This is a genomic window from Marinomonas rhizomae, assembly GCF_003315485.1.
Lineage (GTDB): Bacteria > Pseudomonadota > Gammaproteobacteria > Pseudomonadales > Marinomonadaceae > Marinomonas > Marinomonas rhizomae.
The window spans coordinates 97,250-119,589 of the sequence record NZ_QNSE01000001.1 but is presented as its reverse complement, the minus strand read 5'-3'; the positions used below and the strand labels follow the sequence as shown (position 1 = coordinate 119,589).

At 42.6% G+C, this 22,340-nt stretch carries 16 protein-coding genes; 12 read left to right on the top strand and 4 right to left on the bottom strand.

Translation table 11 applies throughout. From position 1 onward, the window contains the following. Positions 1-41: 41 nt before the first annotated feature. The 6 genes from DFP80_RS00540 (at position 42) to DFP80_RS00515 (ending at position 6,769) form a co-directional block, all read left to right on the top strand. Positions 42-1,277, top strand: coding sequence for a CaiB/BaiF CoA transferase family protein (locus DFP80_RS00540; protein ID WP_113914862.1), 1,236 nt, complete (start codon positions 42-44; stop codon positions 1,275-1,277). Positions 1,278-1,286: 9 nt separating this feature from the next. Next, positions 1,287-2,264: a hydroxymethylglutaryl-CoA lyase gene (locus tag DFP80_RS00535; protein WP_113914861.1), complete on the top strand. Its 978-nt coding sequence runs from the start codon at positions 1,287-1,289 to the stop codon at positions 2,262-2,264. Between the two features lie 42 nt (positions 2,265-2,306). Next, positions 2,307-3,296, top strand: a complete 990-nt coding sequence (locus tag DFP80_RS00530) for a TRAP transporter substrate-binding protein (RefSeq protein ID WP_113914860.1) — start codon at positions 2,307-2,309, stop codon at positions 3,294-3,296. Positions 3,297-3,362: 66 nt separating this feature from the next. Further along, positions 3,363-3,926, top strand: coding sequence for a TRAP transporter small permease (locus DFP80_RS00525; protein WP_113914859.1), 564 nt, complete (start codon positions 3,363-3,365; stop codon positions 3,924-3,926). After that, a complete protein-coding gene (locus tag DFP80_RS00520) occupies positions 3,926-5,197 on the top strand; it encodes a TRAP transporter large permease (RefSeq protein WP_113914858.1) in 1,272 nt (423 codons plus the stop codon). Before DFP80_RS00525 ends, DFP80_RS00520 begins: the two co-directional genes overlap by 1 nt. A gap of 219 nt (positions 5,198-5,416) precedes the next feature. Next, on the top strand, positions 5,417-6,769 hold the full coding sequence (locus DFP80_RS00515; protein WP_158601338.1) for a YdgA family protein: 1,353 nt from the start codon (positions 5,417-5,419) through the stop codon (positions 6,767-6,769). A gap of 103 nt (positions 6,770-6,872) precedes the next feature. On the opposite strand, the gene DFP80_RS00510 is transcribed toward DFP80_RS00515, so the two are convergent. Beyond that, positions 6,873-7,634, bottom strand: coding sequence for an SPOR domain-containing protein (locus DFP80_RS00510; protein WP_113914856.1), 762 nt, complete (start codon positions 7,632-7,634; stop codon positions 6,873-6,875). Positions 7,635-7,704: 70 nt separating this feature from the next. Further along, positions 7,705-8,136 (bottom strand): YqaA family protein, encoded by a 432-nt coding sequence (locus DFP80_RS00505; protein ID WP_113914855.1) that lies wholly within the window; start codon positions 8,134-8,136, stop codon positions 7,705-7,707. 218 nt (positions 8,137-8,354) lie between these two features. Between DFP80_RS00505 and DFP80_RS00500 the strand changes: the two genes are divergently transcribed. From DFP80_RS00500 to glgX, 4 genes are all read left to right on the top strand, one after another. Next, positions 8,355-9,971 (top strand): methyl-accepting chemotaxis protein, encoded by a 1,617-nt coding sequence (locus DFP80_RS00500; protein WP_113914854.1) that lies wholly within the window; start codon positions 8,355-8,357, stop codon positions 9,969-9,971. A 325-nt stretch (positions 9,972-10,296) separates the two neighbouring features. Further along, positions 10,297-13,422: a glycoside hydrolase family 15 protein gene (locus DFP80_RS00495; protein WP_113914853.1), complete on the top strand. Its 3,126-nt coding sequence runs from the start codon at positions 10,297-10,299 to the stop codon at positions 13,420-13,422. A 26-nt stretch (positions 13,423-13,448) separates the two neighbouring features. Beyond that, on the top strand, positions 13,449-15,644 hold the full coding sequence (gene glgB, locus DFP80_RS00490) for a 1,4-alpha-glucan branching protein GlgB (protein ID WP_113914852.1): 2,196 nt from the start codon (positions 13,449-13,451) through the stop codon (positions 15,642-15,644). 62 nt (positions 15,645-15,706) lie between these two features. After that, positions 15,707-17,746 (top strand): glycogen debranching protein GlgX, encoded by a 2,040-nt coding sequence (gene glgX, locus DFP80_RS00485; RefSeq protein WP_113914851.1) that lies wholly within the window; start codon positions 15,707-15,709, stop codon positions 17,744-17,746. On the opposite strand, the gene DFP80_RS00480 is transcribed toward glgX, so the two are convergent. Beyond that, positions 17,743-19,575, bottom strand: a complete 1,833-nt coding sequence (locus DFP80_RS00480) for an ABC transporter transmembrane domain-containing protein (RefSeq protein WP_113914850.1) — start codon at positions 19,573-19,575, stop codon at positions 17,743-17,745. The two genes, glgX and DFP80_RS00480, sit on opposite strands and share 4 nt — an antisense overlap. A 108-nt stretch (positions 19,576-19,683) precedes the next feature. Beyond that, entirely contained in the window at positions 19,684-21,243 is a 1,560-nt protein-coding gene (locus DFP80_RS00475) for a methyl-accepting chemotaxis protein (protein WP_175020585.1), read from the bottom strand. Between the two features lie 36 nt (positions 21,244-21,279). Here DFP80_RS00475 and DFP80_RS00470 point away from each other — a divergent pair, with 36 nt between their 5' ends. Together DFP80_RS00470 and DFP80_RS00465 are read left to right on the top strand one after the other, a co-directional pair. Next, entirely contained in the window at positions 21,280-21,573 is a 294-nt protein-coding gene (locus DFP80_RS00470) for a hypothetical protein (RefSeq protein ID WP_147243831.1), read from the top strand. An 80-nt stretch (positions 21,574-21,653) separates the two neighbouring features. Further along, positions 21,654-22,304: a 2OG-Fe dioxygenase family protein gene (locus tag DFP80_RS00465; RefSeq protein WP_113914847.1), complete on the top strand. Its 651-nt coding sequence runs from the start codon at positions 21,654-21,656 to the stop codon at positions 22,302-22,304. The last annotated feature ends 36 nt before the right edge of the window (positions 22,305-22,340 follow it).

Sequence of the window (22,340 nt, the reverse complement as noted above, 5' to 3'; positions counted from 1 at the left end):
GAAAATGACCCCAACAATTAAAATAATTAAGGGAAACGAGAATGAGCCAACGCGACTCGTCATCTAATACAGATTCCAAAAACGACACAGAACTGCCTCTAAAAGGCGTGCGTGTTTTAGAGCTTGGATCTCTCATCGCTGGTCCTTATGCTGGCAGCATTTTTGCGCAATTCGGTGCAGAAGTTATCAAGGTTGAACCGCCCGGAAGTGGTGATCCATTGCGCAAATGGCGCAAAATGTACAAGGACACTTCCCTTTGGTGGTATTCGCAGAGCCGCAATAAAAAATCGATCACGCTTGACCTAAAATCTACTGACGCACAAGCCATCATTCACGACCTTGTAAAAGACGTCGACATCGTCATCGAAAACTTCCGCCCTGGCACCTTAGAGAAATGGAATCTAGGTTGGGATCAATTATCATCCATAAAACCAGAACTCATCATGTTACGCGTTTCAGGATATGGTCAAGATGGACCTTACTCTTCTCGCCCTGGTTTTGCTGCGATAGCAGAATCCATTGGCGGATTACGTCATCTTGTTGGCCATCCAGATAGACCGCCTGTTCGAGTGGGCGTCAGTATTGGCGACACGCTTGCGTCACTTTACGGTGTCATCGGTGCCATGATGGCAATGCATCACTTGAAAGTGAACCAAGGAACTGGGCAGTTTATCGATGTTGCCTTATACGAATCTGTGTTCGGTGTGATGGAAAGCTTGATCCCTGAATACGGTATGTTCGGTTTTATACGAGAACGAACTGGCGCCAGTATGCCAGGCATTGCACCATCAGGTTCTTACATGAGTAAAGATGAACGCTACATTGTTATTGCCGCTAACAGTGACAGTATTTTCAAGCGTTTGATGAATGCGATGGAGCGAACAGATTTAGCGAACGACCCAGAGTTAGCGCAAAATGACGGTCGAGCTAGACGTTCCGACGAACTAGATGAAGCCATTCAAGCTTGGACATCTCAGCATTCTCTTAAAGATGCGCTTGCGATTTTGGAAAAAGCGGCCGTGCCATCTAGCGGCATAAACAATGCAGAAGATATTTTTAACGACCCACACTTTCATGCTCGAGAGATGATTGTTGAACACCCACTTGCTGGCGACGATAAAATATCACTTCCTGGCATAGTGCCAAAATTAAGCCTAACGCCTGGCAAAACTCAATGGTTAGGGCCAAAACTGGGTGAGCACACAGACGAAATTTTAGGCTCAGTTGGAATAGACGAAGACAAGCTTGCCATGCTACGCGACAAGGGTGTGATTTAGGGGCCTATTATGTTTATGCAGAACCTACCAACCAAGGTACGAATTAACGAAGTGGCGACTCGTGATGGCTTTCAAAGTGAAGCGCTTTTTATTCCAACAGATAAAAAAATCGAGATTATAGATAGGCTATCTTTACTGGGTCTCAATAAAATAGAAGTGACTTCTTTCGTATCACCAAAGGCTATCCCCAATTTACGTGATGCTGAAGAAGTCATGAATAGCATTACACGTAATCCCAAGATCACTTATGTCACCTTAGTTCCCAACGAAAAAGGCGCAGAACGAGCTTTAGCGACCAAGGCGGATGAAGTAAACCTGGTTATGTCAGTAAGTGAATCACATAACCTGTCGAATATGCGCATGACATGTGAGCAGTCCTTGGCGCAATTCAAGCGCATTTGTGAATTAATGAAAGGTAGTAGCATAGGAATTAATGCTTCATTAGCCACCTCTTTTGGTTGTCCTTTTGAAGGCATTATTGCACCAGAGCGTGTAATCGAAGTCATTCAACAATATCTTGAAATTGGTATTCAGAGCATTTCGATTGCGGATACCACGGGCATGGCGTCGCCACGACAAGTCTATGAGCTTTGCTCGCAAGTTCGCGATGTTTTTCCATCCCTTGATGTCACTTTGCATCTGCACAATACTCGCGGTATGGGCTTAGCAAACGCGCTTGCTGGTCTATCTGCAGGTATCACTCAATTAGATGCATCATTGGGTGGTATTGGTGGTTGCCCTTATGCACCAGGAGCCACCGGCAACATTTGCACAGAAGATCTTGTACATATGTTGGAGTCCATCGGTTTAGATACAGGAGTGAATCTTACCAAATTGTTAGACATGGCTCGTGAGCTACCAGAATTACTAGAACACGATATTTCAGGACAAATTGCCAAGGCAGGCTTACGAACTGAAACAAGGTCATTATCACAAAGTGTTATTGACCTTAAAGCTCGTATTGAAAGCACTAAAATCACCAACTAGCAGTATAAAAATAACGATTAATAATAAAAATAGGACATTATCATGAATTATAAAACTCTTCTAAAAACGGGTTTGTTGGCCTCTACCTTGATGGCTTCGTTGCCAACGCTGGCAGAAACCACATTAGGGATTTCACTACAGCTTCCGCTAAAACATCACCTTGGACAAAATCTTATCGACTTCAAAAAAGAAGTTGAAGAAAAAAGCCATGGTGACATTAAGATCAAAATTTACCCTTCTGCTCAGCTATTCAAAGACAGTGAAGTACACCAAGCGGTTAGTTCTGGAGCAATTGAGATGGGTGTGATGAGCCTTTCCCAGCTGGCTGGCACCATTCCAGCCGTAGATGTGTTTTATGTACCATTCATGTTCCCTTCCCAAGATAAAGTAGAAGCGGCGACTCGTCCTGACAGCCAGGTTCGTAAATTACTCGATGATGCCATTATAAAAACAGGTACACGTCCACTGTGGTGGCAAGCCTATGGTGGTGTAGCACTACTTTCTAAGAAAAAACCAATTGAACAACCAGAAGACATGGAAGGTATGAAAGTCCGTGTGTTTGGTAAAACATTGGGGAAATTTGTTGAAGCCGTCGGCGGTGCACCAACATCGCTATCTGGCTCGGAACAATTCCTAGCCTACCAACGCGGCACAGTAGATGCTGGTATGACTGGTGTTTCTGCAGTTGGCCCTCGTAAGCTTTACCAGGTAATGGATTACCTTACTTTAACCAACCATGCAGATATTGAATTCTTAACTGTTATCAATGAAAAAGTATGGGAATCGTTATCTGCTGACAATCAAAAAATCCTTTCTGACGCGGCACGTAAAGTTGAAGTGCAACTAAGAAACAAAATCAAAAAAATCGAGAGCGATGCAATCGTCGATGCTGAAAAACACATGAAGGTAATTCACCTTTCTGATGACGACATCATCGCTTGGCGTAAAGCGACCACCTCTGTTAAAGAGTCTTTCTTAGATAATTCAGGCCCTCTTGGTTTTAAAGTCATTCAAGCTGCCGAAAACCTTTAAGCTTAAAAATATCTATCGCGGATGATTTTTCGTCCGCGATATTTCGTTGTTTTTGGAGTATTGGCTATGTCCAACCATGAAGAAAAAAAGCAGGACTTATCCGCTTGGCGAGCGGAACACCCTGCTCTTTGGGTTCGTATAAACTACCGAGTCATTCGATTGTGCGGCCAACTATCAGCCGCACTGTTTGTTTTCATCGCCGCCGTTATCACTTATGAAGTCGTTGCACGCTATGTATTTACGGCACCAACTATCTGGTCAGAAGATATTTCATTATTGTGCCAAATCTGGGCGACCTGTTTGGGTGCCAGCTGGGTATTACAAAACAAAGCACTCATTCGCATCGATTTTCTCACCAATATATTGGGTGAAAAAGCCAAAAAACTGTCTGATTTTGTCGCGCTGTTATCGATCATCTTCTTCGCGGGATTTATTACCTTTTATGGCTATCAGTTATTAAGGGAATCCATTGAAATAGGTTCCGCCTCAGCAAGTATGCTAGGACTACCACTTTGGACAACTAAATCCGCTATCCCTATTGGGTTTGGGTTACTGACATTACAAGCCGTCATGGAAATTTTCTTGATGTTCGCGGGTGATTATCAAGAGCACGAAGAGGTTTCACTATAATGACGATTATTCTGTTACTAACAATTATGGTCTTAGCGCTGTTGATTGGCATACCTGTTGCTTTTGCTCTTGGTGGATTAGGCTTAGGCATGCTGTTGTTGGCTGGTTTTTCCCCCATGATGGCACCACTGGCACTTTACTCTTCCTTTGACAGTTTTATCTTATTATCTGTTCCACTGTTTCTATTGATGTCGAATATCTTACTGCAAGGCGGCATAGGAAAAGACTTATTTAGAGCCGTCCAATCTTGGGTCGGTCATTGGCCTGGCGGCCTTGGTATTGCCACTATTGCTTCTTGCACTATTTTTTCGGCTATTTCTGGATCATCTGTTGCCACCGCGGCAACCATAGGAAATGTAGCCATCAAAGAAATGACAGACCGCGGTTACAATCGTCCTTTTGTTTACGGCCTAATCGCCGCAGGTGGCACTTTAGGCATCCTTATTCCACCTTCCATTCCGATGATTGTGTATGGTGTTATTACCGAAGAGTCTATTGTCGATTTATTTTTAGCGGGTATCGTTCCCGGTTTATTAATGGCAGGTAGCTTTATTGTTTACTGCTTTTTTTACGCACGTTTCAGTAAAGACTACACACCAAGTGAGAAGGCGACTAGCGCGGAGCGCAAGAGTGCCAGCTTACGAGCAATACCAACTCTGTTACTTGCTAGCATCATCATTGGGGGTATTTATACTGGCGTATTTACACCAACTGAATCCGCGGGTGTCGGTGTTGCGTTTTCTCTGCTTATTGTCATCATGATGGGAACCTTTAGCTTTGAGAAATTCAAAGCTGCTGCGATGAGCACAATGAAAAATACAGTGACGATTTTTCTTATCATTGCTGGCGCAAAAGTCTTTGGTAAAGCCATTACGCTATACCAAATCCCCCAAGATATTTCGATGTTAGTCAGTGAAAATATATCTGAAGTAGGTTTGTTTATTGCGGCAGTGTGTTTTGTCTTGCTGATTATGGGCTTCTTTTTGGAGTCCGTGTCCATGCTGTTGATCATGATGCCTGTGCTTTATCCATCGCTTGGCATGTTAGGTATCGACCCAATTTGGTTTGCTATCATCTTTGTCATCATGATTGAGTGTGCGTTGATTACACCACCCGTTGGGTTAAATCTCTTCGTCATTCAGTCTGTATCGGGAGGAAAATCCTCGGAAGTGATTCAAGGCGTTTGGCCTTTCATACTCATCATGCTCGGCTGCTTGTTCGCCGTGTATTTTTTTCCCGCTATCGCACTGTATATTCCCTTTCAGTTATAAGCGAATCTCACTCACTATCAAGCTAAATAAACTGAGCTGGATAGTGAGTTTTCATAAAAACCCACTGTTTATGAACGTTAAACCTTTTATGAAACAAAGCACTTCTGACGCTGCTATTTTTATTTAGGAATCTTCAAAAATCCCCAGCTTAGTTTTGTTTAAGCTCAATAAATCTGTATCATACATCACCTTAATCCACCCTATGAAAAGGAATTCCCAGTGAAAAAAATACTTGCCGTGCTCGTTTTCACGCTTGTTGCTGCTTGCTTAGTTGCGCCTAAATTTATCGCTCCAAAGCATCAAGAAAAAGTAGTAGAACTGATATCAAATATTAACAATGCACCTGGCTACACCGCCAATATAGAGTCTAGCAATTTAGCTTGGTTCGGCTCTGAAAATAAAGTCCTCGTTACCTTTGACACCGCCCAAGTCGACCCAACTATTCACGGAGGGACACTTGCAGTAGAGATTACGATTGATACGCACTACGGTCCTTTGCTGTTTGCAAGCCAAGGTGTCTTTGGCTTATACCATACGGATATTCGTTTTGTAGGTGACAATTTACGTAATTACGTCAACTGGGATGCAAGTCAGCCTTTCTATGAGCTTTCTGTGCTTGGAGGCTTTACAGGTAATTTCAAACTAGCAGATGCCATTCCTGCATTTACTAACCCTGCAGATACAGTTCAATTCAGCGGCTATACAGGCCAAGGTCAAATGTCAGACCAAGGGTTTATTTACCAAGGTAATTCGGAGCAAATAGGACTGGTAGACGGCTACACGCCAATTACAGCAGAGGGTTTCGCGATATCGGTTGAACTAAATGCGAATCTAGCTTCTATTATGCAAGGTGGTTTTTACGACAGCACAACTGACGTAAGCCTTAATAAGCTCAAAATAGGTGACGATGCCGCATTTTCAGGCATCAATATAGAAATGAGTTCTAGTTTAGACCCAGATACTCAATTAGGAAGCCTTCAAATTGCCTACCTTATTAAAGATGCCATGATGGGGAATTTCACTGCGAGTGATCTTTCATTTGTTACTGAGCTTACAAAATTAAGCAATAAGTTCTTTATGGATTACAAAAAATTCTCTGATAAAGCACTCGCAGAATCTCAGTCTTCTGACGCTGTCTACGAAGTGCTATTTACTTTTATGCAAGATAATATCGGTGAATTATTGGCAGCAAAACCAGAATTCAACATCACTGACTTCAGCGGCACTTTCCCCGATGGCAGCTTTACAGCATCGCTAACAAGTAAACTTGCTGACATAAATACACCTACTCTTGATGAGTTATTTATTCCAGAGTTCTGGTTATACAACGCTGTTGTGGCAGCCAATATCGAAGCAGACGAACCTTTGGTTCGAAACTTCGCAGAGCAATTCATTGCCAGAAAAATGCGAGCTCCAGTGAATGCCCCTGAAGTAAAACAACAAGCATTGATGATCATTAACAGCTTTGTTCAACAAGGTTTGATTCAACTAGATGATGACAAGTATAAGAGCGAAATAACCATCGAAGACGGCCAAGGCCAAATTTACGATTCAGCCTTTCCTTTAATGTAAGTGACGGGGTTAAAAATAGCCTAATCACAAACTAAAAAGGCGCATCTTATACTCTGAAGAAACAGAAATAAGACGCGCCTTTTTTTAATTCAATAAAAGAATGTTAATTGCTAACAAAAGTCTCGCCATTATATCGAGTCACTAAGCAATCTTTGCCCTTTTCCTTTAGCATTTTACAAAAATCTGAGCTAAAGGATTTATTCAAAAATGGTCCAACTTTAAGCTGATACATAGTACGCCCATTTACTTCCTTCTGATTAACCAGAGGCACTAAACCGTCAAAAGAAGTTGGGTAGTTTTTTAACAATACGTTCCAGCCACGAAGAGCTTCATCACGATTACCGTATGACGCGACTTGAACACCATAGTCTTGTTGTTTTGTCGTTTCTTGTGGTGTAGACATTGTTGGTGAGGAGATTGTTTTTGAAGACATCGTTTTTGAAGACATAGCAGGCGCAGTTACAACAGGAGGTGCTGCCTTATCCATCTCGATATTTTCTTCTTCACTAACGGCCATAGAAGCTGAGTTATTATCTTGTCCTTCGATAGGCGCTTGCATAACAGCAGGTGCCACATTGACGGCCGCCATACTTTCGTCAGTTATCAAGTTGTTATTTATCAGGTCATCTGATGTTGATTCAGGTACTACTGACAGTGATTTACCTTGCTTTAGCGCTGCTACTTCCGCTTCTAGTTCATCGATTCGATCTAATTTCGACTGTACAGCTTGCCACTGCTCATCATGAGTCCTAACTTTAGTTTGCAAATCATCATAGGTCATAAAGGTGTTTTTATCACCCACCGATGAACAAGCACCTAATGATAAACCTGCCATGACCACAATCAACTTTTTGGACATTCCCATTATTTCATTCTCCATGTACATCATTAAGACTTATTACCTACTATATGCCCCCCATTCAGGTGGCTTTCCATCAAGCTAATAGTAAGTACTGTCCCCACAAAATTAAGGCATAACGAGCCGCTTTGCCAATCAAAACTAACGGTAAAAAATACCAAATAGGCGTCCGCAACACTCCTGATACTAAAGCAATCCCATCCCCAACAACAGGCAACCAAGTAAATAATAAGCTCCAAACACCATACTTATTAAAAAAACGTTCTGCCTTTTGTCGAGTTTTAGGCGTCACTGGAAACCATCTTTTATGCTCAAAACGCAGTAAATATATACCCAAAAACCAGCATGTTAGAGCACCAAGCGTATTTCCCAAGCTTGCCCAAAGCCATAGGTAAAATACCGACAAAGAGGCGTCATTTGCCTGGTAAAGTAACAACCCTTCAGACCCCAAAGGCAAGACAGTGGCAGACAAGAAAGAAACAAAAAAAATAATCAAATACTCTAACACTGTTTTCCTTTACCTATTTCCACTAAACACCTAAATAAAAAAACAATGACCCAACTCAATTTTACCTACTAGGCAACGTACAAAAAAACAATTACTCTAGAAAATATGGCCATATTCTATATAAATCAGCTATTTCAATAGTTCCCTTTACTAGGGTAAAAAGTCTAGTATCAAAAAGACTAATGTAATAAAACATAACCCAATCTAACGGAGCCAACATGCTGGATCGCATTAACGATATAAAAATTCGCTACAAGTTATGGGCTATTATTGGGCTCATGTCCATGGGTACAACAGCACTGATTCTGGTTTCCCTTTCTTCACTTTTTAACAGTCATGTGGACGCCAGAAAAGATAGAGCACAAGACATATTAGATATCGTCAATACTACGTTATCGCCAATTTTCAACAAACAAACCTCTGGTGAACTAAGCGTCGAAGAAGCTAAAAAACAAGCTATTTCACTGCTTTCTGAATTCCGCTATGGTGACCAACAAAGCCTATGGGTCATCAACACAAACAGTCAAACATTACTCAACGCGCCTGCCGCATACGATAGTAGTATTTCTCCTTCATCCCTTACTGAAGAATTAAGCAAGCCACTAGGAATAGTGTCTAATAAGAATTATCAAACTATCGAATTTGAGTATCAAGATAACAATAACAAGGTGCACAGAATGATCGCTGCTGCATCTACCTTCGCACCTTGGAATATTACCATTGTCGCCACTGCATCTATGGATGCTGTCATCAACTTTTTTCTAAAAGCTTTAATCGATTACGCCATTGTAGTAGGACTATTGACGGTATTGGTCGGCGGAACTGCTTTGTATATTATTCACTTAGTTACTAGTCGTATCACTTCTCTGTGCAAGACGATGACATCGGTGCAACACTCTGGCGATCTTACTCAGCGTGTAGAATTTACTGGCCAAGACGAAATGGGTGAAATGGCGCAAGCATTCAACAGTATGATGAATGACTTTCAGTCTATTGTTCGTAATGTCAGTCATTCCAGCGAGACCTTAGACAGCATCGTTGGTCAAACGAATAACTCGACAACAAAAACAGCCCAAGGCGTCGCAAGACAGTTATCCAATACAGGTAAAGCAACAGAACTCATGCAAAGCGTGATGACCTCGGTTGAAGACACGCTCACCATTGCCGAGCAAGCCAATAGCACGACACAAGAGCTTGGCCAACACTCCAAACAAGGACTTGGAGTCATGGATAAAGCCAACCAAGATATTCAACAACTCTCTGTTGAAGTTGGTGATGCAGCCAAGCAAATCCAACAATTACGCGAAGACGTTACTCATATCAACGACCGACTAGGCATTATTGCCGAGGTCGCAGATCAGACAAACTTACTGGCACTCAACGCAGCAATTGAAGCGGCTCGTGCAGGTGAACAAGGTCGAGGCTTCGCTGTGGTTGCAGATGAAGTACGACAACTTGCCCAGCGATCACAACTTGCCGCTACAGAAATAGGCGAGTTAATTGATCAATTGACCCAGCAAACGCTAGCTACAGTTGAAGTAATGGAATCCGCTAGAAATACAGCAAGTCAAGGTGCTGAACAAACATCTCAAGCAGGGCAGGCCTTTACTCAAATTGCCAATGGTGTACTTTCTATTACTGAGCTTAACAGCAGTATTAGCAAAGCCGCCGATCGTCAATTTAAATCTTCACAAGCGGTGAACCAAACCCTAGAGAATATTGCGAGTATTTGTGAAGAAACTAATCATAATTCCACCGATATTCAGACATCGGTAAACAATCTACAAGACTGCGCTAGCCAATTACGCCAGCTAGTTCATCAGTTCAGTACTTAAGAGAATCCCAAATCAACAGAGGCCATGCCGGTAAAAACCATGGCCTCTTTCTCTTTCCTAAAAACTCAACCTACGTCATCAAACATTAAAAAACGCCCCATAAACTGCATTTGAGTCCTATTTTATGCTCATATTTTGTGCATAAATGACAGACTTCATTGGAATCACACTATTTTAAAAAATTAAGTGAAAAAGAAGTTTTTTTACCACTTTATCTTATTGTTGAGTCACATTATGTTTGGGTATAGTGGTTTTAGACTTATTTAGTACTATAGTACGAACTAAGCTATGGGCTTAAACAACTGAGTTTCATAAAGGATCGAACATGGCGTCTGATACGCAAGATAAGCTAGATTCTCTTTATCAACATATCCAAGCGGTTATTTTATCCCGCCAACACCCAGTAACAGGACTTTTTCCTGCCAGCACCAGTATTAACAACCACGGTAACTACACAGATGCTTGGGTGCGAGATAATGTCTACAGTATACAAGCCGTATGGGCCCTACATTTAGCCTATAAACGAGCCTCTAATCCGCAAAAGCGTGCTAATGAGCTTGAATTTGCCTGTATTAAAATGATGCGCGGTTTATTGTTCGCCATGATGCGACAATCCCATAAAGTGGAAGCTTTTAAGCACAGCCTAGACACAAAAGATGCACTGCACGCCAAGTACGACACAAAAACAGGTTTAGAAGCCGTTGCAGATGATGCTTGGGGACATTTGCAAATTGACGCCACCAGCTTTTATCTATTGATGTTGGCACAAATGACCAAAGCCGGCAGCAAGCTGATCTTTTCTCGTGATGAATTCAATTTCATTCAAAACCTTATTTATTATATCTCTCGCACTTATCGCACCCCTGATTATGGTATTTGGGAGCGTGGTAATAAAGTCAATAATGGCAAAGCCGAAATAAACGCCAGCTCTGTGGGCATGGCAAAAGCGGCTATGGAAGCCATGGACGGATTAAACTTATTTGGTGAGGAAGGACCCGAATGGGCTGTCGTGCATTCTTTTGCTGATGCCGTTGCTCGCGCAGGCTCTGTATTGCAATCCTTGTTGCCTAAAGAGTCTCGCTCCAAAGAAGTTGATAGCGCTATTCTTAGTATTATTGGTTTCCCAGCCTTTGCGGTAAATGATGAGAAACTAACGCGTCGTACACGCAAAGAAATCATTAGCAAACTGGGTGGGGAATATGGCTGCAAGCGCTTTTTATTAGATGGCCACCAATCCGAGCTAGAAGACCAAAGCCGCATCTATTATGAATACGATGAGCTGATTAACTTCGAGCACATTGAATCCGAATGGCCGTTGTTTTTCACCTACCTTTATATCGACCGTTTATTTGCCAGAGACTGGGAAAGTGCCAATTTCTATCGCCATAAACTCGAGTCATTAATGGTCGAAAAAGACGGTCAAATGCTGTTGCCAGAACTCTATTATGTACCGCAAGAAAATATTCTCGCAGAGAAAGAAAAGCCAGGTTCTCAAAAACGCGTACCAAACGACAATCTACCTTTGGTTTGGGCACAAAGTCTATTTTTGGTCGGAAAAATGCTCGATGAAGAACTCATTACAACGGATGATTTAGACCCTCTTGGCTTGCATCGTATTCAGCACAGACCAAACAAAGTCACCACTTCGATGGTTATCTTGGCGCAAAATGACACAGTCAAACAAAAGCTACTAAATGCTGGCTGCCTTTGCCAAACATTAGAAGACATTGCACCACTCAAAGCCATTAGTGCTGACCAGTTAGTAGAAACCTATCGCCACCTTGGCGCTTCTGAGACTTTAGGTCTTACTGGTCGCCCTAATCGTGCGTTGAATAGTTTGGCGACATCTCAGGCGTTTAGCATCAATGACGAAAGTTATTTATGCTTGTCTTGGATTCAAAATGAAGACAAAGACTACCGAAAAATTGACCCTGCACTTTTTCAGGCACATATTCGGAACGAATTAAAAACCATCGCCAATCATTGGTATTATCAAGCGAATGCGGTTTTCAGCATTCTTATAGATGAAGCAATGAGCGAAATGAAAGGCAGTGACGAACTGTTTGAGTTTATTCGTTTACTGCAAAAACGTGAGCACGAAGAGTTTCGTGTTATTCCTCAATCGGCCAAAAATGCCTTCAAGTCAGGCAATAGACGCGCCATTATCATCAGCTCACTGGACCATAAACAGTTAGAAACAAAATTACCTGTTCACAATACGCCGTGGCCTTTAGCTGACAAACCAAAAGACTACGATGCAACCAATATAAAAACCGCCGAAACCGATGCCTTGCTTGCTCGGCTTATTGATAGACCAAGCTTAGACGAAGCCGTTGATTGTTTAATAGAGCTTGGTGGACGTCGTGCATTAATGAGCACCATACCAAACTCAACCCCCGCCATTACGGCTTATAAGGTATTAAATAGCGTCTACCTACAAGCACTACTATCAGAAAACTGGCGCCCTGCTCGATTGCTATATTCTCTTATTCTGAAACCCTCAACCGATCTAGCAACCTATATTGCCGATATTACGGTACGACAACGATTACTGGTCATTGGTGAAACACCGGAAACCGAAATCGATATCCACTCTCCTTTGCATCAAGACGCTATTTTGGACATGCTAAGAAGTGTTTCTTCATCGTCAATTGGTTTAGTTATTTGCCATGAGCTAATCGCTATCGCAGGGACACTCATTAAAGTACACCCTGAATTTTTCTCTGGTGTACGCACTATTCGTATTCACAACTTAGCAATGCTCTGTGCTCGACAATTTGCCCCAGAAGACGATGCGCCTGTCTTTGACACGCTATCCAATGTTTCTCCTAGCGAACTTTACGAAGCACTCACTCAAGTACTGCAACAAAAACATGATGAATTTGCTCATGTAGCCAATAACATGCGTTATCACAACAGTAGCGATGCGCAAAGCAAGATGAAAGATGTCGACTGGTTTGACTGGCGTTCTGAGCAGGGTATGATCACTAAGCTACCAGAATCTATGTTACTGCAACTGTGGGGAAGCTTGAGTCATGCGAATACGATCGTATTTGGTGATTTACAAAGTAATACCGCACTGGATTGCAAACGTGCACTCAGCTCTATGACACCAGGCGAAGACACCTTTGCTTTATTGATTGAATCCTTAACATCAGATATTCATCCTAGCTGGTACAAGAGTCTTATTTTTGAAGGTTTGTATGCCTTCATACAGTTTTGCCAGCAACATAAAAATTGTAAATTTGAGCAAGAAATCAACTTACCGGTGCTAGTTACTCAGGCCGCTTTGGATCATGCCAAGCAACATCAAGCAGAACACCCTGAAGACAGCAGAGCAGAGGCGGCTTTGGATGAGTTTGCCTTAATAACACCGAATAAAGTCAACCAATATTTGCGTTGGGCAGTGAGCAAACTTCACAGTCATCAGCACCAACATTCATCAAGTTAACACGCTCACTCTTGCTGGAGAAGTGAATGGATTTAATAAAAAACGCCCTAATTAACGATGTGCTAAATGCTCATTGTTCAGACCCATTTGGCTGTTTAGGACTACAATCATCCCCTTCTAAAAAAGGTTTATCATTACTAGTTTGGCAACCGGAAGCGAGCTCTATTCGTGTGTTAGCCATAGACTCAGACAAAGAACTCGCCACAATGAGCGAGACCAATGACAAAGGTTTGTTTTACGCCGAATGGCCAAATAAAAACTCACGTTTTCATTATCGTCTTGAAATCACCTATAAAGACAGAAGCACTTATACGCTGGTAGACCCCTATCAATTTCCTAATACAACCTTTATCGATCCAGAACACCATCAAGCGAATCAATACAAAAGCCAAGGGGCAATTCGCACTGGCGCCAAGGTGAATAATCAACTCACTATTCAAGGCACACGCTTTGCGGTTTATGCGCCAGCAGCACGTTCTATCTCAGTAGTTGGTGACTTTAATGCTTGGGATGGTCGTATTCACCCAATGTCCAGTAATGGCGATGGAATTTGGCGATTATTTATCCCAGACGTTAACCACGGCGCCCGCTATAAGTTCGAGATTAGAGCAAAATCTGGCGATATTCTTCCTCATCGTAGCGACCCATACGCACAGCGTATTGAACAATATCCATCTTTTGCCAGCGTAACCTGCTTTGATAACAAACACGCTTGGCAAGATGACGCATGGTTTAAACGCCCTATCGAAGACATCTATGAAAAGCCAATGAGCATTTATGAATTGCACATTGGCTCATGGCGTCGCAAAGGGGATAATCAGCCACTGACTTACCTTGAGATCAAAGATCAACTGGTTCCATATATCCAAGAAATGGGCTACACACACGTTGAATTATTGCCTATTACCGAATACCCATTCGACGGTTCTTGGGGCTATCAGCCTGTTGGCTTGTATGCGGTAACCTCTCGATTCGGTACACCTGAAGATTTCAAAGCCCTTGTGGATGCGCTTCACCAAGCCAAAATTGGTGTAATTATGGATTGGGTTCCCGCGCATTTTCCAGCCGATAGTCACGGTTTGGCGAACTTTGACGGTTCTAAACAATACGAATACCCAGACCCTAAAAAAGGCTGGCATCCAGAATGGAACTCTCTAATTTACGATTTTGGTAAAGAACACGTAGTAAACTACCTAATCAGCAACGCGGTCTATTGGCTAGAAGAATTCCACATCGATGGATTACGCGTTGATGCCGTGGCCTCTATGTTGTACCTAGATTATTCCCGCGAAGACGGCGAATGGATTCCTAACAAAGACGGCGGCAACCATAACTACGAAGCCATTGATTTTTTACGCCGTTTAAACGAAACCGTATATTTAAATCATCCTCGCTGCTTTACCGTCGCCGAAGAGTCCACCGCCTTTCCTGGGGTTTCTAAACCCACTTATATGAATGGTTTGGGCTTTGGTTTCAAATGGAATATGGGCTGGATGAACGATTCATTGAATTATATTAAAAAAGATCCGATTTATCGTCAGCATCATCAAGGTGAACTTAGTTTTAGTATGGTTTACGCCTTTGATGAGCAATTTGTTCTGCCGATTTCGCACGATGAAGTGGTACACGGCAAAGGTTCGATGATCACTAAAATGCCTGGCGATGCTTGGCAAAAATTCGCTAATTTACGCGCATTTTCAGCTTACATGTATTTCCACCCAGGTAAGAAGCTCAACTTTATGGGCAACGAGTTTGCTCAAGGTCAGGAATGGAGCCATGAGCGCTCTTTGGATTGGCACTTATTAGACACCGATTTCCATAAAGCTCAGCAAACGCTCTCAAAAGATTTAAACCATCTTTATAAAAACGAAGCAAGTTTGCAGTTTGATCATTCTCATCAAGGCTTTGAATGGATCAGTTACGACGACAGTGCCAACAGCATTTTGGCCTTTGCACGCAAAGCCAAAGACTGTGATGAACATACTCTTGCTATCATTAACTTCACACCAGCTCCTCATGGCAATTATCGCATTGGTGTGCCAAAGGCTGGTCGTTATCAAGTCATCATGGATACAGACGAGACAAGCTACACTGGAAGTGGCTTCGCTAAAAGTAAGGAATACGATACACAAACTATTGTCAGTCATGGCCGCGATCAAAGTATTGAACTGCAAGTGCCACCACTGGCTGGCGTTTTATTAAAATGGTTAGGCGAGCCTTAATCACTAGCACTTACAATATTGAGTAATGACGACAGCAACATAAATAGCATCTAGAGGTTTTAATGAACCAAGCTCACCAGATTTCCAATGGCTCCCCTTTTCCTCTAGGTGCCACAGTGACCGAAAACGGCGTCAATTTTGCCGTGGTCGCTGAAGACGCTATTCAGCTGTATTTGTGTTTATTTGATCAAGAAGGTAATGAACAAGACCCCCTGCCCTTTATTAATAAAAACAAGAGCATTTGGTATATGGAAGTCCTTGGTTTAAAAGAAGGTCAACATTATGGCCTTAGAGCCAAAGGCGAATTCAACCCCAGACTGCAATTACTCTACAATGAGCAAAAACTGCTGATTGACCCTTATGCAAAAGAATTAAACGCTAAACTAGTTTGGCACGAAGACCAAGCCGCGATAACCAAAGAAGGCCAAGCACACCAAACCGATTCCGCATATTGTGTGCCCAAATCAATTGTCCGCACCGTAGAAGCAAAGTCAGATCGCCCTGAAAGAGTAAAAGTCTCTCCGTCGAGCCGTGCCTTATATGAATTGCACATAAAAGGCTTCAGTAAAAACCTCCCCATTGAGCGCGAACTTCAAGGCACTTACCTGGGCGTTATCTCCTCTGCCGGTATCGAACATTTAAAACAACTTAACATCACTACGATTCAGTTAATGCCTTGCTTTAGCTTTATGACCGAGCGTCATTTACAGCAATTAGAACTCAACAATTATTGGGGCTATAACCCGATTAGTTTTTTTGCCGTAGAGCCTTCTTATGCCATAAAAGATGCGGTTACTGAGTTCCAGAAAATGATTGATGGATTACGCCAAGCAGGGTTCGAGGTGATTTTAGACGTGGTGTATAACCACACAGCAGAAAGTGAATTAGATCAATCCAGCGTATGTTATCGCGGCTTAGACAACGCTCGCTACTATCGTCATCAAGATGGTCAATATTTGAATTTCACGGGGTGTGGCAACTGTATTGATACTTACAGCCCCACCAGTATCCGCCTTATCTGCGACAGTATGCGTTATTGGGTCGACGTCATGGGCGTCGATGGTTTCCGCTTTGACCTAGGCGTAGACCTTGGTCGCACCGATCACGACTTCACGGCAAAAGCGCCCTTGTTACAAGCTATTCTGCAAGATCCGGTTTTAAGCGAAACCTGTCTCGTCATGGAACCTTGGGACATTGGCCCAAACGGCTATCAAGTCGGGCAATTTCCCAGAGGCTTTCTGGAATGTAACGACCAATACCGCGACACTATTCGTCGTTTCTGGCGCGGCGATGATGGTGTCGTACCCGAATTCGCAACACGTCTAATGGGGTCAAGAGACTATTTCCATAAAGGCAAAAAAAATGCACTCAACTCAGTGAACTACATCACTTACCATGATGGCTATACCATGAAAGATTTGGTGTCTTATCACCAACGCCATAATCTCGCCAACATGGAAGAAAACCGTGATGGACATGGTGATAATATTAGCCAAAACTTTGGTATAGAAGGTGAAACAGACGATAAAGCTATTCAAGAAAAGCGTTTAAATCAGCAACTCTGTTTTATGGCAACGCTATTATTAAGCCAAGGAACACCGCATATTTTAGGTGGTGACGAACTGTCTCATAGCCAACAAGGTAATAACAACGCCTATTGCCAAGACAACGGCATCACTTGGCAAACTTGGCAAGATTTAGATACTGAAACACATCATGCAAGAGCTGCCATAAAAGACACCATAGCGACACTCATGGCGTTACGAAAAACCTATCCTATTTTGGCAGAGATTCGCCTTGAAGATGACCCGCTTTACCAACATACATCGTCGGATAAAATCCACTGGCTAAACGAATATAGCGAGCCAATGACAATTGAAAACTGGGCGGATGACAACCGACATTTCATTGCCTTAACTCTTACACCTGCAGACCCTTCTATAAATTTCTGGGTTGTATTCTATAGTGACGATGCACCGCTTAGCATTATGCTACCAGCAGACAACAATACGATTGAAACACTGTACAAAACACCAGGACTTAGCATCAAAGATAACGCACTCCATTGCGCTTATCGGGGCGTTTTTGTGGGTAAATTTTAATCGACCCGAATGTCGCCATTTTGGTTAAACTGTAAATCCGCTAATCGCTTATACAAGGCACAAGTTTCGAGTAATACGCGATGTGTGCCTTGAGCGATAATTTCTCCATGTTCCATCACAATAATTCGATCGGCATTCAATACCGTGGCTAAACGGTGTGCAATCACTATAGAAGTTCTGCCCTTCATCAAAGGCTCAAGAGCGGCTTGCACCTTATTTTCGCTCTCTGCATCTAGGGCACTGGTTGCTTCATCTAGTAATAAAATCGGCGCGTCTTTTAATATCGCCCGAGCAATCGCCACACGTTGTCTTTGACCGCCAGATAAACGCACACCATCTTCACCTAAACGCGTGTCGTAACCTTTATCCAAACGGGTGATAAACTCGTGAGCGTTCGCTTGCTCTGCTGCAGACTGAATGGATTCCTTGTTGGCATGACGATTGGCGTACCCCAAGTTATCGTAAACCGTTTGATCAAACAAAACCGTCTCTTGTGGTACCAAGGCAAAGTGCTGACGTAAATCGTCCAAAGAATACGCTTTAATATTCTCACCAGCCAAGTAGATACCACCCTGTTGAGGATCATAAAACCTTAATAACAACTCAAATAAGGTCGACTTACCCGCACCTGACGGCCCAACTAAAGCCAACATCTCGCCTTGCTTAATGGAAAATGACAAATTCTTTAACGCCGCATAATCCGGCCTTGTTGGATAACGAAACTCGACATGATCAAACTGAATAATTTCTTCACCTTGACGAATTTCAGCCATACGCTGAGAAGAAAATTCGCTAGAACCACTGACTACGGCACTTTTAGCACTGAGTAACTCCATAATACGTTCTGCCGCACCCGCTGCCCTTTGCAACTCTCCCGTCACTTCTGAAATCGCACCAACCGCGCCAGCAACAATAATGGAGTAAAATAAAAAACTCGCCAAATCACCAGCACTGATGGCACCAGAAATGACATCTTTTCCACCAAACCACAACATCACTCCAATACCACTCATGGAGAGCAAAATGACCATAAGAGTAAGCCAAGAACGCTGCTGAATACGCTTCACACTCACATTGAAGGCTCGATCAACCGTAGCTGAAAAGCGCTGTGCATCATGCTTTTCATGAGTAAAAGCTTGCACTACTTTTATGTGGCGCAGAGCTTGTGATAAATAGCGCCCGACATTAGCCACTTCATCTTGGCTATCACGGGATAAACGACGCACTCGTCGACCAAAATACACCACAGGCACAATCACAAAAGGCACACAAGTCAGCAAAATAAGCGTTAATTTAAAGTGCATCACAAGCAAGAATAAAATGCCACCAATCAACATCAAACTACTGCGTAAGGCAATCGACAAAGAAGAACCAATTACACTTTGTAAAAGCGTGGTATCAGACGTAATACGAGATTGAATTTCACTGGGGGAATTATCTTCAAAGAAGGAAGGCGACAAGGTAAGCAGGTGGGCAAAAACCGCTTGGCGAATATCTGCTACCACGCGCTCACCTATCCATGACACCAGATAAAAGCGACAGAAACTACCAATACCCAATAAGAATACCAAAGCGATAAAAATCATCAGGGCGAGAGTTAAACCCGCTTCCGACCCAGAAGCCAAACCTTGATCAATAAGAAATTGTACGCCCTTGCCTAAGCTCAACATAGTACCAGCAGTAACGACTAAGGCGATCAAGGCCAACACCATCTGGCGTCGATATGGTCGTAAAAAAGGCAAAAGTGTTTTTATGCCGCTATCAGCTTTTCCTCTACCAAACATTTCCTTATTAACAACTGCGCTATCAATGTTTTTCGACTTGCTCATCTGTCACAACCACCACAAAGTAATAATGACCGACACTATAGCGCATCTGTACCAGCACAAGTGGGTAAAAACCGAGTAGAGATATCTCAACATCTAACCTAATAAGGATCAAACGCCCGATTTGAACCCCATTCGGAAGCCACCCCAATGCTTACCATTTACAAAAATCGGTACAGAAAGGTCATGAAGGATCTCTCCTGTGTCGCGTTTGTAGGTTTGCAATAAAAAGCTCTCGATATGGGCACCGCATCGACTGCCAGTGGCGTCATTAAAAATACGTTTGCTACGATTGTTAACCAAATCTTTTTCGTAATCTCCTGTTAGTGGCTGACTAAATTTTTTGTTATGAGTCGGAAAGTAACCATTTATATCTACCGCTCCAGCAAACATCACCTGTTCATATTTTTCTAGAATAGACTCTTGAATCGTTGGAAACGCTCGATCACTAAAAGTATCGTAGGAAGTACTGTATTTCTGAGGGTTAGTGTTATTGATTGGTTTATAGTCTGTGGCAAAGATAGCTTGCTCTGTTAACTCCCCCTTTTGGATGCTTTCTTCGAACAGTTGAGAAATGGATTGAGCCGCTGCCTTGGCCGCCATAAGCAATTCAGAAAAGAACAATGATTGATCAACCTTGTCTAGTTCCCTAAAGACGACTTCAGCTCCCTTGCTCAAACCAGATGCTTCTTCGGACAATTTATCACTGCGCTGGGAGATATCTTGCAGTGAACCACTAATTCGAGAAATTGAACCATTAATCTGAGTACTGGCTGTCCCCAACTCTTCTCCAGCACTTTCTACTTCCGATAAAACAGATGACGCATTTTGAACCTCTTCTGTCAAAGAGATAAAGCGCTGGGCTTCTCCTAACAAGGTACTAGAAAGTGTTTCAGAGAGGCTTTTCAAAGATGACATTTCATTATTGGTTAATTCACTATTACGACGTACATCGGTCAACAAATTCGAGATCTGCTCAGAAGCATCAGCACTTTTGGCGGCCAACGCACGCACTTCGTCTGCCACCACAGCAAAACCTCGACCCTGTTCGCCTGCACGAGCTGCTTCAATGGCGGCATTTAACGCCAATAGATTAGTTTGCTCAGACACGCCCTTAATTACCGCTGTGATGGTGTCAATATCATCAGCACTTTTCGTTAATAATGCCAATTGCTCGCTGGCTGTTTGTACGTTTTCGGTAAGCTGATGAATCTGATCGGCACTTTGCGACAAGGCTGTTTGAGCGGTGCGACTCGATTCTGCTGTATCACTCATGGTACGCGCTAGCTGACCCAAATTGGTTGATAGCGTCAGCCCTGTATCAGACAGGGTTTCTACTGCTTGGGTAATTTGCTCGCTGTCATCGCGGGTAAGGTGTATGTCTTTACTTAAGGTGTCGACAAAATGAGACACTTCAGCGGCCCCCATCGCCATCTGGGATGTGGCACGAGTAACAGTTTTACTCACTTCAGAAAAGGTTGGGTGATCACTATTAACTTCCGTGTTTTGAGAAAGAATTTCAGGTGCTTTACGAACAAATTTGGATATGAGTAAAAAAGCACACAGTAAAATACCAACACCGACGTAAGTCTCAGGGACCGAGCCTTGCAAGTAACCAAAAATAAACAGCACTAGAAGCCCAAGAACACCACATAACTGGAAATACCCCATCGTCTTTTCCTTCCCTTTAATTGTTATTTTTCCCCAGTGTTTAACTATGCAAGCGGAAGGTCAATACAAAATGAAGGGCGTAAGACTAAAGTCGCACAGAAAAACCCTGCAATGCTTGTTATCAGCAAAACACTGTCGCTAAGAGCAACACTTTTTGTTGCACCTTGTCGCTCTGAGCTAAAAAGGCATGCATCTTATATGGCTATTAGAAAATTTGAAAAATTAGATACTCAATGCGAAAAAAATAAAAATTTGAAATTAATTATTCTTAAAATTGCTTTTTTTGCACATAAAAAACAGAAAAATCCTTCATTAATCCTACTACACTAGGAAGCAAGCTCACGAAGCACAACAACAATAAGATAAGTGTTGCGCACGATCTGCCAGCGCATGTATTGAGGATGAAGACCATGATCACCAACAAAGTTAAAAACGAGTCCTTTTATCTTGAGTTAGGACAACTCACTCAAGATAGCGTTAATCATCTAGCGCCTTCTTTTGATTGCTTACCTCCCAACCCTTATGCTGATGGTAAATTCCGATTACGCCGCTATTCACGTTTTACAGTCGAGCAAGGAAAGTTACATCGCCTAGATTCACAAGCCTTTGTGCAAGATGAAAGCATTAACCACTTCCAAGGTAATGTTGTTCGTAGCTACGAAGAAATTGACAACAGAATAATTGCAGATCCAGCTTTTACAGAGTTATTTGAACATTTTCAAAGAATGTCTAACGTTGCAGATAACACACCAATTGAAGTCCATCAGTTGCGTATTTTTGCAGACCATAAAAGTGCCGAAGTCGCACCTGAAGGTGTCCATCAAGATGGTTTTGATCGCATCGGCATTTATGTCATGAAACGTCATAATATTGAAGGCGGCAACATCAATGTCCACTTAGATAAAAACAGTCCCGCGCTTATTAGTCATGATTTTGATAAAGGTGAATTCGTCGTTCTAAACGATCGTAAGTTTTTCCATAGCGCCCAACCCATAACGCCTATCGATGGTGATCAGGGATATATGGATATCTTTGTACTCACGGCGAATTTAATACATTAACCCGCCGTTATTAATTTCCCTACGATAATGCCCGAC